The sequence below is a fragment of the Yersinia massiliensis CCUG 53443 genome (assembly GCF_000312485.1).
GTDB lineage: Bacteria > Pseudomonadota > Gammaproteobacteria > Enterobacterales > Enterobacteriaceae > Yersinia > Yersinia massiliensis.
Genome location: NZ_HE997652.1, coordinates 36,966 through 62,342, shown reverse-complemented (window position 1 = coordinate 62,342; position 25,377 = coordinate 36,966). Strand labels below are relative to the sequence as shown.

Below are 25,377 nucleotides of genomic sequence, written 5' to 3'. Positions count from 1 at the left end.
AATTTTAAGTTTAGCAAATATGCTGAGATAAAATCCTTGCGTTTACACGTGATATTGACGTTAAGCCCACAAGCCATAAACCGTCAAGTTATCAACGAACAGAAGTGCGAATTGATATGCGTATAATAAAAAAACCGCCACGATAATCATCGTAGCGGTTAGATGCAGGTCCGAATAACGGCGCTAGATTACTTCTTCGCTTTTGCGTCCGCCGCTGCAGCAGGCTGCTCTTCCGGTGCGTCAGCTTTCGGTGCCGCTTTCACATCCAGCAGTTCTACGTCAAATACCAACGTAGAGTTCGCAGGGATACCTGGGACGCCAGTTTTGCCGTAAGCCAGTTCTGGTGGGATGACCAGAGTGATCTTGCCGCCTTTCTTGATTTGCTTCAGACCTTCGGTCCAACCTGGGATAACGCCATCCAGACGGAAGGACAGTGGCTCACCACGTTTGTATGAGTTATCAAACTCAGTACCGTCGGTCAGTGTGCCTTTGTAGTTAACGACGACAGTATCGCTATCTTTTGGTGCATCACCTGTACCGGCTTTCTCAACTTTGTACAGCAAACCAGACTCGGTTTTCTTCACATCTTTTTCTTTAGCAAAGGTCTCGCGATATTTTGCGCCTTTATCGGCGTTTTCTTTCGCATCTTGCTCCATCTTGGCTTGAGCAGAGGCTTTCACGCGCGCTTCAAAACCTTGCAAGGTTTTTTCGATTTCTTCGTCAGTTAGTTTACTTTTGCTTGCAAAAGCATCTTGTACGCCTGCGATTAACTGGTCTTTATCCAGTTTAATACCCAGCTTTTCTTGTTCTTTCAGGGAGTTATCCATATAACGCCCTAATGATGCGCCGAGTGCATAAGCAGACTGCTGGTCATCATTTTTAAATGCACTATTTGTCGTTGCTGGTGCAGCTGCAGTGGCAGTTTTTGCTGCTTCAGCAGCGAAAGCCGCAGAGGTATTCAGGGTTAGCGCCATGGTGGTAGCCAGTAGCGTTACTTTAAACAGTGATTTCATCCATTTCTCCATTGGCTTAAGGACTCTAACCCCAAGCAACGATTTTTAAGAGTAATTCGTACTATAACTGCCTGTGCGAACACAAAACAATCTCAATACCCATGCTATTAAGAGATATTAAGACTTTTTTTACTACAAGAAGTTTCGTTTTTATAGATATCTTGACGCTTAAAGGGTAATCATGCGCGTTTGCAGGTAGAATCTAGCGCGTTCTACTATTTTAGCTATACTGCCATCGAGTAGAAAACAACCAAAAGGTAAGGTTGGCAGCTATCAAAAGTATAGCTGTATCGTTTGCAGTCATGAGAGGAAATAAAATGGAACAATCCCTGTTTGAACAACGGCTGGAAATGCTGGAAAGTCGTTTGGCATTTCAGGAAGTGACGATCGAAGAACTTAATGTGATCGTGACGGAGCATCAAATGGAAATGACCAAACTGCGTGAGCATTTACGCCTACTGACCGATAAACTGCGTGCATCGCAACCTTCAATGCTGGCCAGTGAAGCGGAAGAAGTCCCACCACCGCATTATTAGGGTCTATAGCTTCATTAGGGTTAACAACTTCATTTGGGTTTACAACGTCGGGTGAATAGGCGAAGCACAGTAATAATCGTCCATCGTAATCACCCGCCATGCTTAACGCAAAAAGCCAGCCGCAAGGCTGGCTTTTGACTGACAACGTCAGATTTTAGTGGCAGCCACAACCGCCTTTACCGCAACCGCCTTTGCCGTGTTCATGACCTTCGTCGTGATCACCATGGCCATGGCCGCCGCAGCAACCGTCACCATGTTCGTGATGATGGTCATGCTCACCATGTACGTGGCCATGTTGCAATTCTTCTTCTGTCGCTTCACGGATAGCAACCACTTCAACATGGAAGTTCAGATCCTGACCCGCCAGCATGTGGTTACCGTCTACAACGACGTGCTCGTCTTCAACCGCAGTGATCTCAACTGGTACTGGACCTTGATCGGTATCAGCCAGGAAACGCATACCCACTTCCAGCTCGTCAACGCCCATGAAGACGTCTTTCGGTACGCGCTGCACCAGATTTTCATCATAGCTGCCGTAACCTTCGTCTGCATTAACGCGCACATCAAAGCTGTCGCCAGCTTCGTGGCCTTCAAGCGCTTTTTCCAGACCTGCGATCAAAGAACCGTGACCGTGCAGGTAGTCCAACGGCGCGCTCACCGGAGACTCATCAACTAAAACACCGTCTTCTGTACGTACCTGGTAAGCCAGGCTGACCACCAAGTCTTTTGCTACTTTCATGATATCTCCTACCCTTGGAACAAAAATTGGCACAGATTGTAGCGGAAATCTGCACCGCTGTACTCTTCAGCATAAAAAATCGCGAAGGATAACGCTACTTCGGATTGAAAATACCGATCACTTGTTCATTTTGACGCACATGTTGGCTGACCTGTTTATCCGTCTGGCGTTGATGGTGTCCACACTTGACGCACTCCACCACTTCGACCTGATCTTCACGCCATAAAGCCAGTGTATCCAATGCCTTGCATTTCGGGCAAACCGCGCCTGCGATGAACCTTTTACGTGTGCTTGACGTATTATTCTGCACCATTGCCATCATTTTCTCCGACATTATTCGTATTCATCCCACCCGTCTAATTGCCGACTTTCATGCAGCATTTCACGTTGGAAAATATCTTCCAGTTCACGACGGGCTTCTTTAATTCTGGAAATTTGTGCCACATCGCCATGATGCTGAGGCACCAATTCACGCAACATACGCATATCGAGACGACGAAAATGTTGCTGCGCACGGTATGCCTGATGAGGATGCATCCCCAAACCCAATAGTGCTTTGCGGCCCAACTCCAGCGCACTGGAAAATGTCTCGCGGGTGAAGTCTTTGACACCGCTTTGCAGCAATTCATGTGCTTCAACACGCCCTCTGGCTCGGGCCAGAATATGTAAATTAGGGAAATGCTGCTGGCACAAATGCACCAACGTCATCGTGTCTTCCGGCTCATTACAGGTGATAACGATAGCCTTGGCTTTTTCAGCACCGGCGGCACGTAACAGCTCCAGTTCAGTAGCATCACCATAGTAGACTTTATAGCCATATTTACGCATCACACTGACGGCGCTGACATCGCGCTCCAACACGGTAATACGCATTTTGTTCGCCATCAGTAATCGGCCAATCACCTGACCAAACCGACCAAAGCCAACAATAATCACCTGCGGATCGTTATCTTCAACGAACGGCTTCTCATCACTCTCTTCTTGTGCGTTGTAACGACGAGACAAAATGCGGTCAATAAGTTGCATCAGTAATGGCGTGGTCATCATAGAGAGGGTAACAACCACCAGCAGTAAGGCCAGTTGTTCTGCATCCAAAACATGCTGAGTGAATGCCGCCGAGAACAAGACGAACGCGAACTCGCCCCCTTGACTCAGTACGCCCGCAAATTGCAACCGCACCGAACGACGCAACCCGAAAGCCCGCGCCAAGCCATACAGCACAGTGCCTTTGATAAAGACCAACGCCAGAACGCCTAACAGGACATCCAACAGATGGGTAAACAGCACGCCAATATTTAATGCCATGCCAACAGAAATGAAGAATAAACCCAGCAATAGCCCTTTGAAGGGTTCGATGGCGATTTCGAGTTCGTGTTGGAATTCACTTTCCGCCAGTAATATTCCGGCGATAAATGTTCCTAGCGCCATTGATAGCCCAAGTGCATCCATAAACAGGGCTGAACCTAAGACTACCAGTAGTGCAGCGGCGGTGAAAACTTCGCGCACACCGGAGGCCACAATGTAACGAAACAAGGGGCGCAGCAGATAACGGCCACCAATGAGCATGCCTGCAAAGGCAGCGACTTTAGTGCCAATCCTGACCCAATCGTTGGTTTCACCACCGCCACCGGCCAAAATGGGGATCAGAGCCAAGGCAGGAATGACGGCCATATCTTGGAATAGCAAAACCGAGAAGCCGAGTTGCCCGCCTTCATTGCGGTTCATGCCTTTTTCCCGCATCAGTTGCAATGCCATTGCCGTCGAGGACATCGCCAATCCGACCCCACCGATGACTGCGGCTTGCCAAGCAAAATGGGTGAAATAGAGCAATGCGCCCAATACCGCTGCGGTGATAATCACTTGGCCTGCGCCGACACCAAAAATCGAGCGGCGTAATTGCCAGAGCTTCGCGGGATTCAGCTCCAATCCAATGATGAACATCAGAAAAACGACACCCAGTTCGGAAAAGTGCAGAATTTCGTCAACATCACGGATAAAACCCAACCCCCATGGGCCGATAGCGATACCCGCTATCAAGTAACCCAATACCGCACCAATACCCAACCGTTGAGCAATGGGTACTGCCACCACAGCGGCAAATAAGAATAATAAAATCGCAGTCAGTAGCGCCGAGCCTTCCATATCAGTGCCCCCCTGTGGGCAACGGTGACTGTAGCCACTGCGCATAAGCTTGCGCATGGCTAGCAAGGACTTCCGGCTTCTGACGCCGCGCCCAGTAAATAATCATGGGATTCATCCAATGCATATGGCACATAGCGGCCGTCAATTCAAAGGGACGCAAAATGTCTTCCATAGGGTAGCGGTTATACCCCCCAACCCGATAAGCTCCTTCAGGTTCGCCAGTCGTAATCACTGAGCGCCAGTATTTACCGGTCAACGCATGCCCGCCAACGCCATTGGCAAAGCCACGCGCCAGCACTCGATCCAGCCACTCCTTCAGTAATGCAGGGCAACTGTAGGTATAAAGGGGGTGTTGGAAGACGATAATTTGATGCTCACGCAGCAATTCTTGCTCATGGTGAATATCAATAAAGAAATCCGGATAGTGTGCATAAAGATCGTGCACAGTGACATGCTCTAACTGCTGCACCGGTTGCAGCAAAACTCGGTTAGCGACCGAGTCCTGTGATTCCGGATGGGCATACAGCAGCAAAACCTTCGGTGGCTGCGACATCATTCCCCTCCAAAGCGTCGTCAGGGTCCGGTTTTTCCGTTACCATGCTTCGCAAAGACTAAAAAAGACTAAGATTTATACCCAAAGCGATTGGTGTTGCAGTCAGGCAAAACGCGCTAACCCCGATGAACAGTGGCTCGGGTGAATGAGCGCCGCGAATGCCCCTACAACGTCAAGGACGAAGGGGATAACAATTTAACATACTCTAAACATACGGCACTCTGATGATTGTTTTTTCTTCGCTTCAAATTCGACGTGGTACTCGCGTCTTGCTGGACAACGCCACTGCCACGATTAACCCTGGCCAAAAAGTTGGGTTAGTCGGCAAAAACGGTTGCGGTAAATCCACTCTGCTGTCGTTGCTCAAAGGCGAACTGAGCGCCGATGGGGGCAACGCTACTTTTCCTAGCAACTGGGCGCTGGCTTGGGTCAATCAAGAAACCCCCGCATTGGATATTCCGGCGATAGAGTATGTTATCGACGGTGACCGTGAGTATCGTCAATTGGAAGCTGAACTTCAGGTCGCCAATGAAAAAAATGACGGTCATGCCATTGCCACCGTCCACGGCAAGCTCGATGCCATCCATGCTTGGACTATCCAGCCACGCGCCGCCAGTTTGCTCAACGGGTTAGGCTTTTCTCAAGATCAATTGCAACAACCGGTGCGCTCATTTTCGGGTGGCTGGCGCATGCGCTTGAACTTGGCACAGGCGCTGCTTTGCCGTTCTGATCTACTGCTGCTCGATGAACCGACCAACCATTTAGATTTGGATGCCGTTATCTGGCTGGAAAAATGGCTGAAAAGTTACACCGGTACACTGGTGTTGATCTCCCATGACCGTGATTTCCTTGATCCTATTATTGATAAGATTTTACACATTGAACAGCAGACGCTGAATGAATATACCGGCAACTATTCATCCTTCGAACGCCAACGCGCCACTAAGCTGTCGCAACAACAATCGATGTATCAGCATCAACAAGAAAAAGTCGCGCATTTACAAAGTTATATCGACCGTTTCCGCGCACAGGCAACCAAAGCAAAACAGGCCCAGAGCCGAATCAAAATGCTTGAGCGCATGGAGCTTATCGCCCCTGCTCATGTGGATAACCCATTCCACTTCAGTTTCCGCACGCCTGAGAGTCTGCCAGACCCCTTATTGCGGATGGAAAAGGTCAGCGCAGGTTACGGCGATAAAACTATTTTACAGTCCATCAAGCTCAACTTGGTGCCAGGATCGCGTATCGGCCTGCTGGGCCGCAACGGTGCCGGTAAATCCACGCTGATCAAGTTACTCGCCGGCACGTTGGAACCACAAAGTGGCGAAATTGGACTATCCAAAGGCATTAAGCTGGGTTACTTCGCTCAGCATCAACTTGAATTCTTACGCGCAGATGAATCCCCGCTACAGCATATGAGTCGCTTAGCGCCTAAAGAGCCAGAACAGCAGTTGCGTGATTACTTAGGTGGCTACGGTTTTCAGGGCGATCAAGTAACCGATCCTACTGCTCGCTTCTCTGGCGGTGAAAAGGCGCGATTGGTCTTGGCACTGATTATCTGGCAGCGCCCTAATCTGCTGCTGCTGGATGAACCCACCAACCACCTTGACCTCGATATGCGTCAAGCCCTGACGGAGGCGCTGATTGATTTCGAAGGTGCCTTGGTGGTGGTTTCCCATGACCGTCATTTGCTGCGCTCTACCACCGATGATCTCTATTTGGTGCACGATGGCAAAGTGGAACAGTTCGATGGCGATCTAGAGGATTACCAGCAATTTTTGGTGGATGTACAACGCCAGCAAAGCCAGCAAGATAGCCCTGCCAAAGAGCTTTCGGGCAATAGCGCTCAGCAGCGTAAAGACCAAAAACGCCGTGAAGCTGAATTCCGCAGCCAGACCCAACCATTACGTAAGCAGATTATGACGCTGGAAAAGCAGATGGATAAGCTCAGCACAGAATTGGCTGCTATCGAAGAACAGCTAGCAGATTCTGCCTTGTACGACATTGCCCGTAAGGCCGATTTGACCCAATGTTTACAGCAGCAGCTACAGGTGAAGTCCAAACTGGAAGAGACAGAAATGCAGTGGTTGGACGCGCAGGAACAGCTGGAAAACATCACCAAGCTATTTGAGGCGGAGTAAAGCGCATGGCATCCATCGACGTCAGCATCATTGTTCCGGTTTATAACTGTGAAACGTATCTCGCCGAATTACTGGACTCATTGAGAAGCCAACAGGGCATTTCATTTGAAATCATCGCCGTCAATGATGGTTCGACCGACTCCAGTCCGGAGATGCTCGCCGACATTGCCCACGATGACAGCCGCTTGGTGATTATCAATCAGGTGAATCAAGGGTTATCAGCGGCACGTAACGCGGGTATTGCGCAAGCAAAGGGGCAATGGATTGCCTTTGTCGATGGCGATGACTGGCTCGCACCCGATGCGTTACACCGCTGGCTCACACAAGCCAAGGAGCAGTCGTTAGATTTGCTGATAGGCAATGGTTATCGATTCACCAGCAATCCTGCGGTACAAGCCGAGCCCCCATTGCTGCATAAGCAGCCTTGGGGCGAGGTATTGGACGGTCAACAGTGGGTTATTCGCAGTGTTGAGCAAGATGAGTGGCCTCATTTTGCCTGGCTACAACTGATTCGTCGTGATGTTATCGTGGATAATCACTTGGCCTTTATCCGCGATATGGTTCATGAGGACATTTTGTGGACCACCCAACTGGCACGAGTCGCCAAGCGGGTTGGATTCTGCCAGCAACCGTTTTATGGTTACCGCACCAATCCTGAATCCATCACCAATTCCCCATCGCCTCAAGCGTTACAGCGCCGCGCGAATAGTTATCTTGATATCATTCACGGGCTAGTTGAGATTGCGGCGAATAGCCCACCGGCGTTACGTAAAATACTGCTGCGCCATGCCAACCGCGAAAGTGGGCATCTGTTGGGGTTGATACGTAAAAAGATTACCGACCCTCTAGCCCGTCGCACATTAGCGAAGCGATTTTTTGCCCTTGGCTTACCTGCTGCGCTGTTCCAAGGTAGCACCACGTTCAGCGAGTATTGGCGAGCTTTGCGTTGCAATCTCACGTTGGGTCTTTACACCAAAAAGTAGTGCATCAAGGCCGATAAACGGGCTTATCACCTAAAATTGTCGCACGGTGCATCACCCGCCGCTGCGGCAAATAGTCGGCATTCGCATAGTGTTGGGTGACACGGTTATCCCAAATCGCCACATCATCTTGCTGCCAACGCCAGCGCACTTGAAACTCGGGCTTAGTGGCGTGAGCGAAAAGAAAACGCAGTAATGCATCGCTCTCTTTCGCACTCAGATCAACGATACGAGTGGTGAATCCTTCATTGACGAACAATGCCTGACGCCCAGAGACCGGATGCGTTCTCACCACGGGATGCAATAACGGCGGATTCTTCTCTTTTGCCAATAGCCAACGCTGATGCTCTTCCGGCGTCGCGCGATTTTTGTGTTCGGGGAAGGAGTGAGTGAAATCGTGCTCTGCCCGCAACCCTGCCAACAACTGCCTAAACGGCGCAGATAGCGCTTCATAAGCAGCAATACCGCTGCTCCACAAGGTATCCCCACCCGTAGCGGGTAACTGTTTAGCCGCCAATATCGCGCCCAATGGCGGGTTCTCGATAAAGGTCACATCGGTGTGCCAGTTGTCATTATCGGGCGGATTATTATCGTGGGTATCCAGCACGATAATCTCTTCGCACTCTTTGGTGTGCGGATAAACCGGATGAATATGCAAATCACCAAAACGCCCCGCCAACTCTCGCTGCTGTAATGGCGTGATAGGTTGATCGCGGAAAAAGAGCACTTGATGCTTGAGTAATGCGTGATAAAGCTGCTCAAACTGGCCATCGCCCAATGGGCGGGCAATATTGATATTTTCTACTCGCGCGCCAATATGCGGCCCTAATGGGGTGACGACCAAACGTTCATTCATTGCTGTGCTCCATACCAAGGGGTTAAGCGGCGCTGAATCGCCCGCAAACTTAATTCCATCCCAAAAGCAATTATGGCGATCACGCTAATACCGGCAATCACCACATCTGTCGCAAGAAACTCACCGGCAGATTGCACCATAAAGCCCAACCCGCGCGTGGCTGCGATTAACTCTGCTGCGACGAGGGTTGACCAGCCAACGCCCAGCCCGATGCGAATACCGGTTAAAATTTCAGGTAACGCGCTTGGCAATACCACAAAGCGTAAAACCTGCCAGCGGCTGGCCCCTAATGCGCGGGCTGCCCTAACGCGTACCTGCGCCACACTGCGAACGCCCGCCACGGCGGCCAATGTCACAGGGGCGAATATCGCGAGATAAATCAGTAAGATTTTTGAAGTTTCGCCGATGCCGAACCAGATAACCATCAGCGGTAAATAGGCTAACGGCGGTACGGGGCGATAGATTTCAATCAACGGGTCTAAGATGGCACGGACTCGGCGGCTGAGCCCCATCGCAATGCCAGTCGGCACACCGAGCGCCACGGCGGCGAATAAGGCAACCAGAATGCGCCCTAAGCTGGCGGATAGATGCTGCCATAGCGTGGCATCCATAAATCCTTGCGCGCTAGCAATCACCCGTAATTGATGTAATACCTGCTGCGGCGCGGGCAAGAACAGCGGACTAATCAGTTGTAATGCCGTAACCGCCCACCACACCGCGACTAAGATAATCACCGTGCCAATGCTGAGCCACAGTCCATTGACAGCTTGCCCATTGCCAGCCGCTCGCTTGACCGCTGCACTGCGATGGCGAAGCGGTTTCTTAGCGACTGAGTGCACCACTGATGCATCTGAGGCTGTTTGCTGCGGCAACGCGGGATCGCGTAAAGCACTGCCACCTAACGTACTGTCGCGTAATGTTCCGTGTAGACTCATACCAGCGCCTCCCGCTGTTGGAAGACTTTGCCCAACACGTATTCGCGGCGGGCGATAAACTCAGGATCAGATTTAATGCTGCGGCACGCTTCGCCTTCGGCATAGCGCTGACCAAAATTCAGGGATAATCGCTCAACTACCTGACCAGGCCCCGGTGACAGCAGTAATAGCTCGCTGGCCAAAAATACGGCTTCTTCAATATCGTGAGTAATCAGCAGGATTTGTTTACCGGTATCGCGCCAAATGGTCAGTAGCAGTTCTTGCATCTGCTCGCGGGTGAAGGCATCCAACGCCCCAAAGGGCTCATCCAACAGCAATAGGCGCGGATCGACAGCCAGCGCGCGGGCAATGCCCACCCGTTGACGCATACCACCAGACAACTGCCAAATGTGGTGATGTTCAAAACCCGCCAGCCCCACACGATGCAGCATTTTCAGGGCTGTGGCCCGTCGTGCAGACTGACTGACACCCGCTAATTGCAGGCCAAACTCCACATTGCTGACCACATCACGCCACGGCAACAACCCCTCATGCTGGAATACCACGCCCCGTTCCGCACTCGGGCCATCAACCGGTTGGCCATCTAGCGTGATGCTGCCCGCGGAAGGGGTCATAAACCCTGCAATCAAATTCAATAATGTGGTTTTGCCGCAGCCCGATGGCCCCAATACCACGACCAACTCTCCAGATGCGATTTGTAATGACACATCTTGTAAGGCAGGTTTGCCCTGATATTCGGCCCACAGGCCGCGCACGTTTAGCATGTTGGCTCCTAAGACTGTGGCGTAGCCTGAACATCTTTCACAAAGCGGTCCGTGACAAAAGCACGATAATCGCTGGCCACTTGCGGGATCTTGCCTTGCTGCTTGAGGAATTCGGCAGTGTCACGGATGGCCTGATCCACCGGCTGGCCCAGTTGCGTGACTTGTTCAGCCACCGGCAGATAAGTGTTGCCCTTCACCAGTTCAGGCACTTGATCAGCGGATACACCACTGAGGCGCGCTAACTGATTTAGATTCTGTTCGTTTTTAAGCCACTGTTCAGGTTGCGCCAAATAAGCACCCTGTGCGGCTAAAGCGCTGCGGGCAAAGGCGGTGACGACTTCAGGATGAGCTTGGGCGAAGTCTTTACGTACTACCCAGACATCCAGCGTTGGTGCGCCCCACTGGCCCACTTGCGCGGAATCCGTTAGCACCGTACCGGTTTTTGCGAGTTCGTTAACGGCAGGTGCCCACACATAAGCACCATCAATATCCCCACGCTGCCAAGCGGCGGCGATAGCCGGAGGTTGTAAGTTGAGAATGGTGACCTGATCCGGCTTGATGCCCCAATGTTTGAGGGCGGCCAGTAGGCTGTAATGGGTGGTGGAGATGAATGGCACGGCAATGCGTTTGCCGATGAGATCTTGTGGCGTCTTAATTTCTTTTTTCACTACCAGTGCTTCAGAGCTGCCTAACTGTGAGGCCAGCAGGAAGACTTCAATCGGGACATTTTGGCTTGCGGCCACCGCCAGCGGACTCGAACCGATATTACCAATTTGTACATCGCCGGACGCTAGCGCCCTAACCACGCTGGAACCGCTATCAAACTTGCGCCAATCGACCTTAGCACCAGACAGTTTAGCGAAACTGTTATCTGCCTGAGCGACTTTGGCCGGTTCAGCGGAGGTTTGGTATGCCACGGTCACATCGACGGCATGGGCACTGGTCGCGGTTAATGACAGTGCCAAGAGTGCGCCCGTGGGCCGTAAGAAACGACGAATTGCGGGGGCAAGACGCGTTGAAGAAAAGGTTATCGCCATGGGTTGACTCCGCTCAGTTGACTGTCTCATTCGCTGTTGTTGCGACCCGAAGCGCGCTCGGCGCGCTGAGATGACAGTGTTACCTGAAGGAGCAATATGACAAAAGGAATAAAAAAATCTTCTTTATTCCTTTTGGCGATAACAAATTGACCAATAAATGAATCCTTATTGGCAACAAACAGTTAACTAAAGTGTAATTTCCCCTTTGAGGAAAATATGGGATTCACCGGCGATTAAAGTGCGATCGCCCGCTAACGTGCAAAAAAGCTCGCCACCCCGCGCGGATATCTGGCGAGCATGCAGTGACGCTCTGCCCAGTCGAGCAACCCAATAGGGCATCAATGTGCAATGCGCCGAACCGGTAACCGGATCCTCCGTGCTATCGAGGGTAAAATAGCGCGAGACAAAATCCACATTATCACCGGGTGCCGTCACAATCACACCTCGGCCCGTATAGGCAATCAAAGCCGCGATATCGGGTTGTAACTGCCGTACCTGCTGTTCACTTTCCAATACCACCAGCAAGGATTTCGCCTGCCACACCTGCTGGATTTCAACGCCAAGCAAGCGATTCAACTCAGCCGGAATCGCGATTTGCTCAGGGGGCAATGAGGGAAAATTCAGCGCCAATCGGCCAAAGTTTTCGCTATCACGTTTGACGTACAAATCACCACTGGCGCTGCGAAAGCAAATATCCTGCAAACCCGGATTCACCATGCTGAACATGACATGTGCCGCAGCTAAGGTGCCGTGACCACATAAATCAACCTCACGTTCAGGTGTAAACCAGCGAATCGCCGACTTGTCCCCTTCATCCCAGACAAAACTGGTTTCCGGCAGATTGATCTCGGCGGCGATACGCTGCATTTGTTCAGCAGACAACGGTTGTTTCAGCAAATAAACGCCAGCGGGGTTACCGGAAAGCCCCGCCCCGACAAACGCATCAACATGAAAATAGTTATTGGACATCAATAAGCTCCGGTGATTGATTAATGCCAAATCAACAACACACAGGCCGCCGTCAGTAAGCCCATTGAGATGTTAAACGTAAACCAAGCACGGCGGCTGCGCAGCAAGCGGCCAATGAGGGTGCCGAATCCGAGCCAAATAATGCCCGCCACCAGATTCACCATAAACATCCCTAAACTTATCATGACGATAGAGTGGTTATAAGCGGCACCTGCCATGCTAAAACTGGCGACTGAACCTAACCCCATCAACCACGCTTTAGGGTTAAGAAATTGCAGTAACCAGCCTTGATACAAACGCAGCGGTTTTGGCGGCGCCACGTTAGTTTCTAATTTCTCGTAGGCAGAAGTGGCAATTTTCCATGCCAGCCACAGCAGATACAAGCTACCTAAAATTTTTAATATCAGGTGAAGAGAAGGGTAGACCAGAATCAGCCCGCCGACGCCAAAAGCGACCAGCAGCAGCATGCTCTGCATCCCTAACATAATACCCAACATCAGCCAGATAGAGCGCATAAAACCAAAGTTGGCCCCTGCGGAGGTGAGTAACATGTTATTCGGGCCAGGGGTAATAGCAGCAACCCAGAGAAAACCTACCATTGAAAGAAATAAACTCAGTTCCATGAGACGGGTGCCTCTCACCCAAAATGATGCGCGATATACCCACGAAGCTAACAGTGTGCTATTGATCAAACAAGAACAACAACATGATTTATATTCACCTTATGCATGAATCGTTCCGACCACTGGCTGGAGCCAGTAATCCACATCTACAAACGCTGCTGCCGAGGCTGGTCAGGCGGCGCGTACAACTGCAACCTTTTTGGCAACGGCTTGAGTTGCCCGATGGTGATTTTGTCGATTTAGCTTGGAGTGAAAATCCCGCGTTAGCACGAGAGAAGCCGCGAGTGGTGCTTTTCCATGGTCTGGAAGGAAACTTTTACAGCCCCTATGCACACGGCTTACTGCGCGCATGGCAAGCGGAAGGTTGGCTGGGCGTCGTCATGCATTTTCGTGGTTGCAGTGGAGAGCCGAATCGTAAATCGCGCATCTATCACTCCGGTGAAACCGAAGATGCACGATTTTTCCTGCGTTGGCTGCGTGAAACCTATGGCCAAGTGCCAACCGCGGCAGTAGGCGTCTCATTAGGCGGCAATATGTTGGCGATGTATTTAGCGGAGCAAGGGCAGTTAGCCCAAACAGGGCAGGACAGTTTATTGCAAGCCGCTGTGGTGGTGTCAGCCCCCTTGATGCTAGAGCCTTGCGCCAATCGGATGGAACACGGTTTTTCACGGGTTTATCAGCGCTATTTACTTGATCAACTCAAGTTAAATGCCACCCGTAAATTATTACGTTACCCCGGTAGTTTGCCATTGGCGCTGCCACAATTGAAAGCGTTGCGGCGCGTCAGGGAGTTCGACGATGCGATCACCGCGAAAATCCATGGCTTTAATGACGCGCAAGATTATTATCGCCGTTGCAGCGCCCTTCCCCTGTTGCCGCAGATTAAGATTCCACTACTGATCATTCATGCCAAAGATGATCCCTTTATGACCGACGAGGTTATTCCTAATCTCAATACATTACCGAGTAATATTCATTACCAGTTAACTCAGCATGGCGGCCATGTTGGCTTTGTCGGCGGCTCATTGAAGCACCCACAAATGTGGCTGGAACAACGCATTCCTGCCTGGCTCTCCCCTTATTTGGAACAACATTTATGATCATTCCTTGGCAACAAATCGACGCTGATACACTGGATAATTTGCTAGAAGCCTTCGTGCTACGTGAAGGCACGGATTACGGCGAGCATGAACGCTCATTGGCACAAAAAGTGGAGGATGTTCGCCGCCAGTTAGTGAGTGGTGACGTGGTTTTGGTGTGGTCCGAGTTACACGAAACCATCAATATTATGCCCCGTGGTTCATTCCGCGCGGATGCAGAAGAACACCTATAATCCTCGTCTGACGATGAGAATTTTTGATGAAAATCAAGATGACAAGCCAGACGATTTGCCCTAAAAATAACCATTGTCGATAAAAACACTGGCAAATGCCGCTCGGCCACTGAGGCGCTTACCCCATGGAGTTACCGTTAATATGTCAACTAAACATCCGGTTATAGCCGTTACCGGCTCAAGCGGCGCAGGGACGACCACCACCAGTTTGGCGTTTCGTAAAATATTCCAGCAGTTGAATATCCGCGCGGCAGAACTCGAAGGTGACAGCTTCCATCGCTATACTCGCCCTGAAATGGATGCCGCCATCCGTAAAGCGCGGGATCAAGGCCGGCATATTAGCTATTTTGGTCCAGAAGCCAATGATTTCGGTCAGTTGGAGCAGAGTGTGTCGGAATACGGCAAACACGGCACAGGCCGTTCACGGAAGTATTTACACACCTATGATGAAGCCGTGCCTTATAACCAGATTCCCGGCACATTTACGCCGTGGGAACCCTTACCTGAACCTACTGATGTACTGTTTTATGAAGGGCTACACGGCGGTGTCGTGACTGAACATCACGATGTGGCAAAGCATGTCGACTTATTGGTGGGTGTGGTGCCCATCGTCAACCTAGAATGGATTCAAAAACTGGTGCGCGATACCGGTGAGCGTGGCCATTCGCGTGAAGCGGTGATGGATTCCGTTGTGCGCTCCATGGATGATTACATCAACTACATTACGCCACAGTTCTCACGCACCCATATTAACTTCCAGCGCGTGCCGACCGTCGATACCTCCAACCCCTTTGCCGCGAAAGCCATCCCGTCGCTGGATGAAAGTTTTGTGGTTATTCATTTCCGTGGCTTGGATCAGATTGATTTCCCCTACTTGTTAGCAATGCTACAAGGCTCGTTTATTTCCAATATCAATACATTGGTGGTACCGGGCGGGAAGATGGGGTTAGCAATGGAGCTGATTATGGCCCCTTTGGTGCAGCAACTCCTGGAAGGCAAAAAAATCATTTAAGACTGTACGTAGACATCGTGGCTTTACGTATCAATAACGATTGGAACTGCAAGGCGGCGACAAGCAGACTTATCCCGATGAACTGACCTCAGTCAGTGATTGGGGTGAGCGGATGCAGCCCCTTGCAACTTCAAGGACGAAAATGACGTTTAAGCGACGTCACGAATTTCAAAACTGTGAGTAATGGTCGCGGCCTTGCCTAACATCAGAGAAACAGAACAATACTTCTCTGCTGATAATTCCACTGCACGCTCAACAATTTTGTCGGTGAGACCCTTACCGCTGACGATAAAGTGCAAATTAATTTGTGTAAACAGACGCGGCGCTTCTTCACGGCGCTGAGAGGTGAGTGTCACCTCACAATCGCGCACATCATTACGCCCTTTTTGCAAAATAGAGACCACATCTATCGCGCTACAGCCACCGGCTGACATCAGCAACATTTCCATCGGGCTGGGTGCCTTATCACCGGCATTACCGTCCATCAAAATCTGATGCCCTGACGCTGATTCACCCAAAAATGTCAGCCCCTCAACCCACTTTACACGTGCCTGCATAACGCTCGCTCCCAGTTAAATTTTCTGATCCAGACTACCCTTTCATTTATAAAGTCGCAATGTAACCCGATGTTCATCATGCTGAAGCGATACAACACAAGACACTGACCTCATCCTGTGCTACAAACAGAACCGAAAGTATTGTTTCTAGAATTAAATTGGGTAGTGATCGATACTCAGTGTAAGGTTTCTATCCAGTACGTATCTTGGCTATACCTTTCGGCAGTTGAGCAAATTAATATGCTATACCCAATAGACGTCAAGATGGTGGGTATAAAGAAAGTGTATTTTATAAGCACGCCGTACAGGGAACTCTGAGCCCTGTTTAGTTAGGCTGCGATAACAACAGAGGATAACAGCGAATGGTTCTCGGCAAGCCACAAACAGACCCGACTCTCGAATGGTTCCTGTCTCATTGCCATATTCACAAATACCCATCGAAGAGTACGCTGATTCACCAAGGTGAAAAGGCCGAAACGCTTTACTACATCGTGAAAGGCTCCGTTGCGGTGCTTATCAAAGATGAAGAAGGTAAAGAGATGATTCTCTCCTATCTAAACCAAGGGGATTTCATCGGTGAACTTGGATTATTTGAAGAAGGCCAAGAGCGTAGTGCTTGGGTTAGAGCAAAAACTGCCTGCGAAGTGGCTGAAATTTCTTACAAAAAATTCCGTCAGCTTATTCAGGTCAACCCAGATATCTTGATGCGCCTGTCTTCGCAAATGGCGAACCGCTTGCAGATTACATCCGAGAAAGTGGGTAACCTTGCTTTCCTTGATGTGACTGGGCGAATTGCACAAACACTGCTTAATCTGGCAAAACAACCTGATGCCATGACCCACCCCGATGGGATGCAGATTAAAATTACCCGCCAGGAAATTGGTCAAATCGTTGGCTGCTCCCGCGAAACTGTGGGGCGGATACTAAAAATGCTGGAAGATCAAAACCTGATCTCCGCACACGGTAAAACGATTGTCGTTTACGGCACTCGTTAATTCCCTCAAAACCGGTGCCGAAACCCTCGGCACTGGTTTTCTCACGCAGGTTTGTAAACCATAAATTTCTGGGGCCGACATGAAATGGCAACGGGTTATTTATCATCCTGAAGTGAACTACGCGTTACGCCAAACATTGGTGCTTTGTCTTCCCGCCGCCCTCGGGTTTGCCCTTGGCGATCTGCGGCTCGGATTGATGTTTGCTCTGATCCCTGCCTGCTGCAATATTGCGGCGCTGGATACCCCCCATCAACATTTTTTCCGCCGTCTGATTATTGGTGGCGCACTCTTCACGTTGACCAGCTTCCTGACACAGCAATTACTGCTGTGGCATATTCCCCTGCCGTGGATCATGTTAGGGCTGGCGCTGCTGCTCGGTGTTAATGGCGCGATCAGCCCCCTCCACGGCCGCTTATTACCTGCCGCGTTAATTGCCGCCATTTTCAGCCTCAGCATGGTGGACCGTGCACCTATCTGGCAAGCGCCACTCCTGTGCGCGGTAGGAACGCTCTGGTACGGCGTCTTTAATTGGTTGTGGTTTCGGCTCTGCAAAGACCAACCCATCCGCGAGCCCCTAAGCCAACTGTATGATTTACTGGCAGATTATTGCGAATCGAAATATAACTTTTTATCACAGCATCTCGAGCCAGAAAAAGCACTCCCGCCGCTGCTCGATCGACAGCAAAAGATAATGGATAAAATTAATCAGCTTTATCAACAATTTAATCTTATAAGCAATGCGACCAAGAAAGAGCAAAAACGACTGTTGGGGCTATTTCAGATGGCGCTCGATCTACAAGAACATATTACTGCGGCGCTGAATCAGCCGGAGAAAGTACAAGCGCTGGTGGAACACAGCCAAATTGAAGCCGTACTGAGCCGCAATGCCCAAGTTATCTCAACTCAGATGCGCACCATTGCTGATGACATTCTCTATCACCATCATGCGACAAACCATTTCACCACCGGCGATGCGCTCATTGAGCTAGAGGAGATCGCCCAGCAGCATCCCGATAATCCAGTGGCACAATTTTGCTACTACCATATCCGCCAAATTGACCAACTTCTGAGTAATCGACGCCCCCTGTACGATCGTGAGTTGATGTCAGGCCAACAGCAGCAACCCTTGTGGTCCGCGATCGTCAGCTATCTGTCGTTTAACTCCACAGCATTGCGCGATGCCGCCCGATTAGGCGTCACATTGGCAGCCGGCAGCTATATTGGGGCTTTGATACAGTTACCAAAACCTTACTGGATTTTACTTACTGTGATGCTGGTGACGCAAAACGGTTATAACGCCACAAGAGTCCGCATCCATCATCGTGCTCTCGGCACATTGGTCGGGCTGATCTTAGCCGCGGGCTTATTGCATTTGCGTATGCCGGAAGGGGCGACACTGAGTGTTATGCTGCTCATCACCTTGGCGGCGACGCTTGTTCAACGTAAGAACTACGGGCTTTCGGTCATCGGTAGAACCATCACTGCGGTATATATTTTGCAACTGCTAACGGGCGAGGGAGCTGACTTTTTAGTCCCGCGTCTACTGGATACGTTAATCGGGTGCGCACTGGCCTTTGCCAGCGCATTATGGCTGTGGCCTCAGTGGCAAAGTGGGTTGCTGCGCAAGAATGCCCATCAAGCACTGAGCGCTTATCAGAATATCCTACGTTTACTGCTGACGCCGACGCCGCCAGACGTTGCGCAGCTCTCTTATGATCGTATTCAGGTCAATAAAGCCAGTAATGCCGTGCTCAGCTCGCTGAGTCAGGCGATGCGAGAACCGGGGTTTAACTCTCAATATTTGGCTGATATGCAGCTATGGGCAACCCATAGTGAGCTGATTGCGGCCCATATCAATGAGATGACTATCTTGACGCGAAAACACCTCTCCATTGAATCCACGCCATCTGCTGGCACCCCTCATTTGATGATGAGCACCAAACAGGCCACGGATTATTTGCAGTTATGCGAGATGGCGATTCAGCAATGCCAGCAGCGGTTGGAATCTGACAGCCTGGGTGGAGACACTGACTTTGTTCAATTACCTGAAGTAGCTTCTGATACACAACTTACTGAAATGGAACGTAATTTGCGGCGGATACTCGTGCATCTCAGTGTCATGCATACGGTTTCAGCCATGGCTTGGCAGCGGCAACCGCATCATGGTATTTGGCGGAGTAAGAAGTTACGCGATACCGCGTGAGCAGAAAGAATGGGAGGCCAAATACCTCCCATTGATAGCCTGACTAAATAGTGAACTCAGCCCCCATTGACCAAACTCGCGATTGCTTTCTCTAAACGCGCCATGCCTTGCTGGATATCCTCCAGCTCAACCACCAGCGAGGGGGCTAACCGCAGCACATCTGGGCCGGCATTGAGGATCATCAGACCATTGGCTGCCGACGCCGTCAGGAATTCACGGGCACGACCACGGTATTGCGGCGTTAATTCCGCGCCAATCAGTAACCCCATGCCGCGGATATCACTGAACACCTTGTACTTGCGGTTAATCGCTTGTAATGCCTGCACAAACAACCCGTGGCGTTGTTCAATTCCATCAAGAACCTCGGGGGTATTAATCACATCTAACGCCGCCTCGGCGACGGCACAAGCCAGAGGATTACCGCCATAGGTAGTACCATGAGTCCCCACAGCCATCACCGAGGCAATTTCTTCGGTGGTCAGCATCGCGCTGATAGGGAAGCCTCCTCCTAATGCTTTCGCCGTGGTGAGAATATCCGGTGTCACGCCATAATGCATATAGGTAAACAGCTTGCCACTACGGCCCATCCCACTTTGCACTTCATCGAACACCAGCAGCGCCTTGTATTGGTCACAAAGCTCACGCACACCCTGCAAAAACTCTGGGGTCGCAGCAGTGATCCCACCTTCCCCTTGGATAGGTTCCAGTACGACGGCGCAGGTATGATCATCCATCACCGCTTTCACTGCGGCTAAATCATTAAATGGTACATGGATGATATCCGCCGGTTTCGGGCCAAAACCATCGGAATACTTGGGTTGCCCGCCCACCGAGACGGTAAACAAGGTCCGACCGTGGAAAGCATTGTGGAAAGCAATGATTTTGGTTTTATACGGACTATGGCGCTCAATGGCGTAATGACGGGCCAACTTAAAGGCAGCTTCGTTAGCTTCTCCGCCTGAATTGGCGAAAAACACCCGATCAGCAAATGTCGCCGCGATCAGTTTTTGTGCCAAACGCAGAGCGGGCTCGTTGGTAAAGACATTACTGGTATGCCATAACGTCTCACCTTGCTGATGCAACGCCGCGACCAACGCCGGATGGCAATGGCCTAGCGCAGTAACCGCAATACCCCCCGCAAAATCAATATATTCGGTCCCTTGCTGATCCCAAACACGGCTTCCTTTCCCTTTGACAGGAATGAATTGTGCTGGTGCATAAACAGGCAAAATAACCTGATCGAATGTACTGCGACTAACTGCTGGTTTATCTGCCATGACACTGCCCACCTTTAAAGACCCATTGAGCCGCCAACCATTGGCGAAGTGAAATTATAATCACAAAATATGCATAAAAAATCACAAGCAAGCAAACAAAAAGATCACATAATGGAGAGAGTCAGCTTAACGCATTAATTTTTAAGGAAATTCGCTAATAATTGATGGCCTTGCTCACTGAGGATACTCTCCGGATGAAACTGCACGCCCTCCAGCGGCAGTGTCCGATGGCGAATCCCCATGATCTCATCCATCTTCCCCGCTTGCTCAGTCCATGCGGTTAATTCAAAACACGCAGGCAGTGACTCTGCGTCAATGATTAATGAGTGATAGCGGGTCACCGTTAGCGGCTGATTAAGCCCTTGAAAAACCCCTTGATTGCTATGACAAATGGCCGTGGTCTTGCCATGCATGACTTGCCGCGCCCGCACAATGCGAGCACCAAAAGCCTGCCCAAGTGCTTGATGGCCCAAGCAAACCCCCAAGATCGGCAATTTGTCAGCAAAATGGCTGATCGCCGCCAAGGAAATCCCCGCTTCATTCGGTGTACAGGGGCCGGGGGAGATCACCAAATGTGAAGGCGATAATGCTTCAATATCAGTCAGTTGTATTTCATCATTACGCTTCACCACCACCTGCGTACCCAGCTCACAAAAATACTGATAGAGGTTGTAGGTAAATGAATCGTAATTATCAATTAATAACAGCATGGATAACCTAACTTACTCAATGAACAGATTGTCATAAACCTTAGTCACAAGATGATTTAACACAACACGGAGCATTAGCGCTTACGCCCACCGGTAATAGACCCCAGCACGCCACGTAGAATTTGTCGGCCGAGATCACGAGCCATACTTTTCGCGGCAGTTTGGACAATACCATCGCGTTTGCCGCCACGCGGGCCAGTAGAGCCAAACAGTAAATCATTTAGCCCGCCCATCAAGCCACCGCCGCCGTTATTGTGTTGTTCAGCGGGCTGCTCAGAGTCTTTTGCTTCCCCTGATGCAGCATCGCCTAGAGTGGTAAAGCCGCCTGCAGATAATTTCTCATAGGCCGATTCGCGATCGACCATCTCTTCATAGCGGCCATAGAGTGGGGAATGATTGATCGCATGATTACGCGCAGCCGCATCCAGTGCGCCCATTTTTGATTGCGGCGCGATAACCATGCCACGTTCCACCACATTTGGCCGCCCTTTCTCATCGAGGAAAGAGATCAGCGCTTCACCCACAGCCAATTCAGTAATCACTTGTTCAGCACTAAATGCCGGATTGGCTCGCATTGTTTGCGCTGCCGCTTTCACGGCTTTTTGGTCACGTGGCGTGAAGGCCCGTAACGCATGTTGCACGCGATTGCCTAATTGGCCGAGGATCTTATCGGGAATATCCAGCGGATTTTGCGTCACGAAATAAACACCGACCCCTTTTGAGCGGATCAGTCTGACCACTTGCTCAACTTTATCCACCAATGCCGTGGGCGCATCAGTGAAAAGCAAATGGGCTTCGTCAAAGAAAAACACCAGCTTAGGTTTATCGACATCACCCACTTCCGGCAGTTGCTCGAACAGCTCCGACAATAGCCAAAGCAAAAAAATGGCATATAACTTGGGTTGATTGATCAGCCGATCTGCCGCCAGCAGATTGATAATCCCCTGCCCGTGACGGTCAGTTTGCATTAAATCGTGGATATCCAGCATCGGCTCACCAAAGAATTGATTGGCACCCTGCTCTTCTAAGGTCAGCAAACCACGTTGAATGGCACCAATAGAGGCTGGCGTAATATTGCCGTATTGGGTGCGATACTGTTTAGCGTTGTCACCCACAAATTGCACGATGGCACGCAGGTCTTTCATGTCTAGCAGGAGTAGGCCGTTATCATCCGCAATTTTAAAAACGATCTGCAACACGCCGCTTTGTACGTCATTCAAATCAAGCAATCGACCCAGTAGCAAGGGACCAAGGTCAGAGATGGTCGCGCGGATCGGGTGACCTTTTTCGGCGAAAATATCCCAAGGAATAATCGGGCATGCTTGAGGTTGCCAATCAGTGACATTTATCGCCGCCAGACGGGCTTGCAGTTTCTCGGAAGTGACGCCTTCTGCACCAATGCCAGAGAGATCCCCTTTTACATCGGCCAAGAAAACCGGCACGCCAATGCGAGAGAATTGCTCAGCCATTTTTTGTAAGGTGACGGTCTTACCGGTTCCCGTTGCACCAGTAATCAAGCCATGGCGGTTTGCCAGTGCCGATAAAATCACCAAATCTTGCGCTGGCAATGCTTTCCCGATCAGTAATGTTTCGCTCATAAACCACTCACCTCAACGTCGCTAGATAATTGATTATAAGCTTGCTCTTTGGGGGCACGGATTAATTTATGACAGAAATGGGATTTTAGAGGCGTTAATCAGCCCTCAAGAAAGAAGGCTGATCGTTCGGCGATTAAGGCAACACTTTCGCGGACAAGATAGTGATGGGTTTGACTGGCACGTTTTGATACGGCCCAACATTTTCGGTTTGGACTTGGGAGATTTTATCCACCACATCCATGCCTTTGACCACTTTACCGAACACGGCATAACCGAAGTCACGCTGACCATGATCGAGGAAAGCGTTATCTGCCACATTAAGGAAGAATTGGCTGGTGGCGCTATCTTTATCTGCGGTACGGGCCATCGAGATGGTGCCACGCAGGTTACGCAAGCCGTTATCCGCTTCGTTTTTGATTGGCGTTTTAGCGGTCTTTTGTTTGAAATCAGCGGTGAAACCACCACCTTGCACCATAAAGCCCGGAATGACACGGTGGAATATGGTGTTGTTGTAGTAGCCGTTGTTGACGTAATCAACGAAGTTTTGTGTTGAGACTGGGGCCTTCTGACTATTGAGTTCCAACTCAATATTCCCAGCAGACGTCGTTAACAACACATGAGGCTCACCCGCCGCTAAAGCAGCAGGTACCACGGCGCTAAGAGAGCAAAGTGCGACGAAGGTCACTAAAGTACGTTTAAACATTAACGGTTCCTTTCTGTAGGGTGCAAACAGCGGAAAAGCGCTTCGATTCTAGAGAGCTAACCCACGCAATGCCACCCATTTACGGATATTTACGTAACAAAATGCGCATTTTCGATGAAAACCCGCCGCCCCTGTGATCTGGCAGCATAATCGCAACTAATTAATCAAATTAACCCATCAAGACATGCCAGTTCAACAATGGAATTCTGTAAGCGAGATCACGTCTTACAGATCTTCTTATCCATGACCTGCCATTTTTGCGAGAAATATCCCACTTTGTTTTTGGTTTAGCGTTAATCTGCCTACAAATGAGAGCGCTCTCATTTCTAATTCACCCATTTTGAGGCCAGATGATGAAATCCTTTAAAATTGCCATTATTGGTGGCGGTAGTAGTTACACCCCTGAGTTGGTTGACGGTCTGATTCAGCGCATTGACCAGTTACCCGTCACTGAGTTGGCATTGGCAGATGTAGAATTAGGGCGCCAAAAAGTAGAGATTATTGCCGCGCTAACGCGAAGAATGCTGGATCGACATGGGTTGGAGCAAGTCAAAGTAAGTGTTCACTTCTCGCTGGAAAGTGCTATCGAAGGGGCTAGCTTTGTTCTCACTCAATTCCGCGTCGGCCAGCTCCCTGCACGGGCGGCTGATGAACGTCTGGGGCTGAAATATCAGATGCTAGGGCAGGAAACAACAGGGGTTGGTGGCTTTGCTAAAGCCTTACGTACCATTCCTGTCATGCTAGATATCGCCGCAAAAGTTGAACAACTGGCGCCTGACGCTTGGATCATTAACTTCACCAATCCCGCGGGGATCGTCACTGAAGCGGTGACTCGTTATAGCAAAGCAAAAATTATTGGCTTGTGTAACGTTCCTATCAGCATGCACCATATGATCGCCAATTTACTGCAAGCGCCGTATGAAGATATCCAACTGCGCTTTGCTGGCCTAAACCACATGGTGTGGGTGCATGAAGTCTTACAGCGTGGTAAAAATGTCACCGGCGACGTGATGGATATGCTGTGTAACGGTGCATCGCTGACCATGAACAATATTAAAGAAGCACCATGGCCGCCTGAGTTCTTGCGAGCAATGGGAGCGATTCCTTGCCCGTACCACCGCTATTTCTACCAGACGCAAGATATGCTGGCTGAAGAAATGGCCGCCGCTGCCGAGCGCGGCACACGCGCAGAACAGGTGATGCAGGTCGAAAAAGAGTTATTTGATTTGTATGCTGACCCACACCTCGACAGCAAACCCGAGCAGCTCAGCTTCCGTGGTGGATCATTTTATTCTGAAGTTGCATTAGAACTTATTCGTGCTATTTATAATAATTTGGGCACTCAATTAGTTGTGAATACGACAAATCGCGGGGCGATTCGCGGTTTATCTGACAACTCTGTGGTAGAAACCAACTGTATTGTTGATGCACAAGGTGCTCATCCACTCACTTTCGGCCCCCTACCCGTGTCAATGCATGGGTTGACGCAGCAAGTAAAAGCCTATGAACGTCTGACCATTGAAGCGGCAGTCCACGGTGACCGTCAGAGTGCCTTGTTGGCATTAGTGACTAACCCGCTAATTGCAAATGCCAGCGTCGCTGAGTCATTGCTGGAAGAGGTTTTACAGGTCAATAAGCCTTACTTGCCTCAGTTCGCGGATTTGTAGTATTAACAAATTTTATCTCCCAATTGATTGGCGT

25 protein-coding genes are annotated in these 25,377 nt (G+C 50.2%); 9 read left to right on the top strand and 16 right to left on the bottom strand.

The window, feature by feature from the left end; all coding sequences use genetic code 11:
• Positions 1 to 188: 188 nt before the first annotated feature.
• Positions 189 to 1,013: an FKBP-type peptidyl-prolyl cis-trans isomerase gene (fkpA, locus tag BN68_RS21725; RefSeq protein ID WP_019213291.1), complete on the bottom strand. Its 825-nt coding sequence runs from the start codon at positions 1,011 to 1,013 to the stop codon at positions 189 to 191.
• A 317-nt stretch (positions 1,014 to 1,330) separates the two neighbouring features.
• On the opposite strand from fkpA, the gene BN68_RS21720 reads away from it, so the two are divergent.
• Positions 1,331 to 1,549: a protein SlyX gene (locus BN68_RS21720; RefSeq protein ID WP_019213290.1), complete on the top strand. Its 219-nt coding sequence runs from the start codon at positions 1,331 to 1,333 to the stop codon at positions 1,547 to 1,549.
• A gap of 154 nt (positions 1,550 to 1,703) precedes the next feature.
• On the opposite strand, the gene slyD is transcribed toward BN68_RS21720, so the two are convergent.
• The 4 genes from slyD to kefG form a co-directional block, all read right to left on the bottom strand.
• Entirely contained in the window at positions 1,704 to 2,288 is a 585-nt protein-coding gene (slyD, locus tag BN68_RS21715; RefSeq protein WP_019213289.1) for a peptidylprolyl isomerase, read from the bottom strand.
• A 94-nt stretch (positions 2,289 to 2,382) separates the two neighbouring features.
• Positions 2,383 to 2,601 (bottom strand): YheV family putative zinc ribbon protein, encoded by a 219-nt coding sequence (locus BN68_RS21710; protein WP_042807092.1) that lies wholly within the window; start codon positions 2,599 to 2,601, stop codon positions 2,383 to 2,385.
• 20 nt (positions 2,602 to 2,621) lie between these two features.
• Complete coding sequence (gene kefB, locus BN68_RS21705; protein WP_019213287.1) at positions 2,622 to 4,430, bottom strand: glutathione-regulated potassium-efflux system protein KefB; 1,809 nt, start codon at positions 4,428 to 4,430, stop codon at positions 2,622 to 2,624.
• Position 4,431: 1 nt separating this feature from the next.
• Positions 4,432 to 4,983, bottom strand: coding sequence for a glutathione-regulated potassium-efflux system ancillary protein KefG (gene kefG / locus BN68_RS21700; RefSeq protein ID WP_019213286.1), 552 nt, complete (start codon positions 4,981 to 4,983; stop codon positions 4,432 to 4,434).
• Between the two features lie 224 nt (positions 4,984 to 5,207).
• Here kefG and BN68_RS21695 point away from each other — a divergent pair, with 224 nt between their 5' ends.
• Positions 5,208 to 7,124 carry an ABC transporter ATP-binding protein gene (locus BN68_RS21695; protein ID WP_019213285.1) on the top strand — a complete coding sequence of 639 codons (1,917 nt, stop codon included), beginning with the start codon at positions 5,208 to 5,210 and terminating at the stop codon, positions 7,122 to 7,124.
• Positions 7,125 to 7,129: 5 nt separating this feature from the next.
• Positions 7,130 to 8,107 (top strand): glycosyltransferase, encoded by a 978-nt coding sequence (locus BN68_RS21690; protein WP_019213284.1) that lies wholly within the window; start codon positions 7,130 to 7,132, stop codon positions 8,105 to 8,107.
• A 4-nt stretch (positions 8,108 to 8,111) separates the two neighbouring features.
• Here the strand turns inward: BN68_RS21690 and tauD are convergent, their stop codons facing one another.
• From tauD to BN68_RS21660, 6 genes are all read right to left on the bottom strand, one after another.
• Entirely contained in the window at positions 8,112 to 8,960 is an 849-nt protein-coding gene (gene tauD / locus BN68_RS21685; protein ID WP_019213283.1) for a taurine dioxygenase, read from the bottom strand.
• Entirely contained in the window at positions 8,957 to 9,715 is a 759-nt protein-coding gene (gene tauC / locus BN68_RS21680) for a taurine ABC transporter permease TauC (RefSeq protein ID WP_072102595.1), read from the bottom strand. Before tauC ends, tauD begins: the two co-directional genes overlap by 4 nt.
• 176 nt (positions 9,716 to 9,891) lie before the next feature.
• The gene (tauB, locus tag BN68_RS21675) at positions 9,892 to 10,659 is read right to left on the bottom strand and encodes a taurine ABC transporter ATP-binding subunit (protein WP_019213281.1); all 768 of its coding nucleotides are present in this window, start codon (positions 10,657 to 10,659) and stop codon (positions 9,892 to 9,894) included.
• Between the two features lie 8 nt (positions 10,660 to 10,667).
• Positions 10,668 to 11,696: a taurine ABC transporter substrate-binding protein gene (gene tauA / locus BN68_RS21670; protein ID WP_019213280.1), complete on the bottom strand. Its 1,029-nt coding sequence runs from the start codon at positions 11,694 to 11,696 to the stop codon at positions 10,668 to 10,670.
• A 186-nt stretch (positions 11,697 to 11,882) separates the two neighbouring features.
• Complete coding sequence (locus tag BN68_RS21665) at positions 11,883 to 12,665, bottom strand: PhzF family phenazine biosynthesis protein (protein WP_019213279.1); 783 nt, start codon at positions 12,663 to 12,665, stop codon at positions 11,883 to 11,885.
• 20 nt (positions 12,666 to 12,685) lie between these two features.
• A complete protein-coding gene (locus tag BN68_RS21660; RefSeq protein ID WP_019213278.1) occupies positions 12,686 to 13,288 on the bottom strand; it encodes a LysE family translocator in 603 nt (200 codons plus the stop codon).
• A 101-nt stretch (positions 13,289 to 13,389) separates the two neighbouring features.
• Here BN68_RS21660 and BN68_RS21655 point away from each other — a divergent pair, with 101 nt between their 5' ends.
• The 3 genes from BN68_RS21655 to BN68_RS21645 all read left to right on the top strand — a co-directional run bounded on the left by BN68_RS21655 (position 13,390) and on the right by BN68_RS21645 (position 15,633).
• Positions 13,390 to 14,388, top strand: a complete 999-nt coding sequence (locus BN68_RS21655; protein ID WP_042807091.1) for a hydrolase — start codon at positions 13,390 to 13,392, stop codon at positions 14,386 to 14,388.
• Positions 14,385 to 14,621 (top strand): YheU family protein, encoded by a 237-nt coding sequence (locus BN68_RS21650; RefSeq protein WP_019213276.1) that lies wholly within the window; start codon positions 14,385 to 14,387, stop codon positions 14,619 to 14,621. The genes BN68_RS21655 and BN68_RS21650 overlap by 4 nt, the downstream gene beginning before the upstream one ends.
• A 142-nt stretch (positions 14,622 to 14,763) precedes the next feature.
• A complete protein-coding gene (locus BN68_RS21645) occupies positions 14,764 to 15,633 on the top strand; it encodes a phosphoribulokinase (protein ID WP_019213275.1) in 870 nt (289 codons plus the stop codon).
• A 149-nt stretch (positions 15,634 to 15,782) separates the two neighbouring features.
• Here BN68_RS21645 and BN68_RS21640 read toward each other — a convergent pair whose 3' ends face one another.
• A complete protein-coding gene (locus tag BN68_RS21640) occupies positions 15,783 to 16,190 on the bottom strand; it encodes an OsmC family protein (protein ID WP_019213274.1) in 408 nt (135 codons plus the stop codon).
• A gap of 362 nt (positions 16,191 to 16,552) precedes the next feature.
• Between BN68_RS21640 and crp the strand changes: the two genes are divergently transcribed.
• The gene (gene crp / locus BN68_RS21635) at positions 16,553 to 17,185 is read left to right on the top strand and encodes a cAMP-activated global transcriptional regulator CRP (protein ID WP_002212297.1); all 633 of its coding nucleotides are present in this window, start codon (positions 16,553 to 16,555) and stop codon (positions 17,183 to 17,185) included.
• 79 nt (positions 17,186 to 17,264) lie between these two features.
• Positions 17,265 to 19,388 (top strand): YccS/YhfK family putative transporter, encoded by a 2,124-nt coding sequence (locus BN68_RS21630; RefSeq protein ID WP_019213273.1) that lies wholly within the window; start codon positions 17,265 to 17,267, stop codon positions 19,386 to 19,388.
• Between the two features lie 56 nt (positions 19,389 to 19,444).
• Here the strand turns inward: BN68_RS21630 and argD are convergent, their stop codons facing one another.
• From argD to ppiA, 4 genes are all read right to left on the bottom strand, one after another.
• Positions 19,445 to 20,665 carry a bifunctional acetylornithine/succinyldiaminopimelate transaminase gene (gene argD, locus BN68_RS21625; protein WP_019213272.1) on the bottom strand — a complete coding sequence of 407 codons (1,221 nt, stop codon included), beginning with the start codon at positions 20,663 to 20,665 and terminating at the stop codon, positions 19,445 to 19,447.
• 134 nt (positions 20,666 to 20,799) lie between these two features.
• The gene (locus BN68_RS21620) at positions 20,800 to 21,375 is read right to left on the bottom strand and encodes an aminodeoxychorismate synthase component II (RefSeq protein WP_019213271.1); all 576 of its coding nucleotides are present in this window, start codon (positions 21,373 to 21,375) and stop codon (positions 20,800 to 20,802) included.
• Positions 21,376 to 21,449: 74 nt separating this feature from the next.
• Positions 21,450 to 22,973, bottom strand: coding sequence for a helicase HerA-like domain-containing protein (locus BN68_RS21615; protein ID WP_019213270.1), 1,524 nt, complete (start codon positions 22,971 to 22,973; stop codon positions 21,450 to 21,452).
• Between the two features lie 133 nt (positions 22,974 to 23,106).
• A complete protein-coding gene (gene ppiA / locus BN68_RS21610; RefSeq protein WP_019213269.1) occupies positions 23,107 to 23,676 on the bottom strand; it encodes a peptidylprolyl isomerase A in 570 nt (189 codons plus the stop codon).
• Between the two features lie 353 nt (positions 23,677 to 24,029).
• Here ppiA and BN68_RS21605 point away from each other — a divergent pair, with 353 nt between their 5' ends.
• On the top strand, positions 24,030 to 25,343 hold the full coding sequence (locus BN68_RS21605) for a 6-phospho-beta-glucosidase (RefSeq protein WP_042807090.1): 1,314 nt from the start codon (positions 24,030 to 24,032) through the stop codon (positions 25,341 to 25,343).
• Positions 25,344 to 25,377: the final 34 nt, after the last annotated feature.

Excerpts from the sequence above, each read along its gene's own strand:
- fkpA (WP_019213291.1), bottom strand. The coding sequence starts at position 1,013 with ATGAAATCACTGTTTAAAGTAACGCTACTGGCTACCACCATGGCGCTA.
- BN68_RS21720 (WP_019213290.1), top strand. The coding sequence starts at position 1,331 with ATGGAACAATCCCTGTTTGAACAACGGCTGGAAATGCTGGAAAGTCGT.
- slyD (WP_019213289.1), bottom strand. The coding sequence starts at position 2,288 with ATGAAAGTAGCAAAAGACTTGGTGGTCAGCCTGGCTTACCAGGTACGT.
- BN68_RS21710 (WP_042807092.1), bottom strand. The coding sequence starts at position 2,601 with ATGGTGCAGAATAATACGTCAAGCACACGTAAAAGGTTCATCGCAGGC.
- kefB (WP_019213287.1), bottom strand. The coding sequence starts at position 4,430 with ATGGAAGGCTCGGCGCTACTGACTGCGATTTTATTATTCTTATTTGCC.
- kefG (WP_019213286.1), bottom strand. The coding sequence starts at position 4,983 with ATGTCGCAGCCACCGAAGGTTTTGCTGCTGTATGCCCATCCGGAATCA.
- BN68_RS21695 (WP_019213285.1), top strand. The coding sequence starts at position 5,208 with ATGATTGTTTTTTCTTCGCTTCAAATTCGACGTGGTACTCGCGTCTTG.
- BN68_RS21690 (WP_019213284.1), top strand. The coding sequence starts at position 7,130 with ATGGCATCCATCGACGTCAGCATCATTGTTCCGGTTTATAACTGTGAA.
- tauD (WP_019213283.1), bottom strand. The coding sequence starts at position 8,960 with ATGAATGAACGTTTGGTCGTCACCCCATTAGGGCCGCATATTGGCGCG.
- tauB (WP_019213281.1), bottom strand. The coding sequence starts at position 10,659 with ATGCTAAACGTGCGCGGCCTGTGGGCCGAATATCAGGGCAAACCTGCC.
- tauA (WP_019213280.1), bottom strand. The coding sequence starts at position 11,696 with ATGGCGATAACCTTTTCTTCAACGCGTCTTGCCCCCGCAATTCGTCGT.
- BN68_RS21665 (WP_019213279.1), bottom strand. The coding sequence starts at position 12,665 with ATGTCCAATAACTATTTTCATGTTGATGCGTTTGTCGGGGCGGGGCTT.
- BN68_RS21660 (WP_019213278.1), bottom strand. The coding sequence starts at position 13,288 with ATGGAACTGAGTTTATTTCTTTCAATGGTAGGTTTTCTCTGGGTTGCT.
- BN68_RS21655 (WP_042807091.1), top strand. The coding sequence starts at position 13,390 with ATGCATGAATCGTTCCGACCACTGGCTGGAGCCAGTAATCCACATCTA.
- BN68_RS21650 (WP_019213276.1), top strand. The coding sequence starts at position 14,385 with ATGATCATTCCTTGGCAACAAATCGACGCTGATACACTGGATAATTTG.
- BN68_RS21645 (WP_019213275.1), top strand. The coding sequence starts at position 14,764 with ATGTCAACTAAACATCCGGTTATAGCCGTTACCGGCTCAAGCGGCGCA.
- BN68_RS21640 (WP_019213274.1), bottom strand. The coding sequence starts at position 16,190 with ATGCAGGCACGTGTAAAGTGGGTTGAGGGGCTGACATTTTTGGGTGAA.
- crp (WP_002212297.1), top strand. The coding sequence starts at position 16,553 with ATGGTTCTCGGCAAGCCACAAACAGACCCGACTCTCGAATGGTTCCTG.
- BN68_RS21630 (WP_019213273.1), top strand. The coding sequence starts at position 17,265 with ATGAAATGGCAACGGGTTATTTATCATCCTGAAGTGAACTACGCGTTA.
- argD (WP_019213272.1), bottom strand. The coding sequence starts at position 20,665 with ATGGCAGATAAACCAGCAGTTAGTCGCAGTACATTCGATCAGGTTATT.
- BN68_RS21620 (WP_019213271.1), bottom strand. The coding sequence starts at position 21,375 with ATGCTGTTATTAATTGATAATTACGATTCATTTACCTACAACCTCTAT.
- BN68_RS21615 (WP_019213270.1), bottom strand. The coding sequence starts at position 22,973 with ATGAGCGAAACATTACTGATCGGGAAAGCATTGCCAGCGCAAGATTTG.
- ppiA (WP_019213269.1), bottom strand. The coding sequence starts at position 23,676 with ATGTTTAAACGTACTTTAGTGACCTTCGTCGCACTTTGCTCTCTTAGC.
- BN68_RS21605 (WP_042807090.1), top strand. The coding sequence starts at position 24,030 with ATGAAATCCTTTAAAATTGCCATTATTGGTGGCGGTAGTAGTTACACC.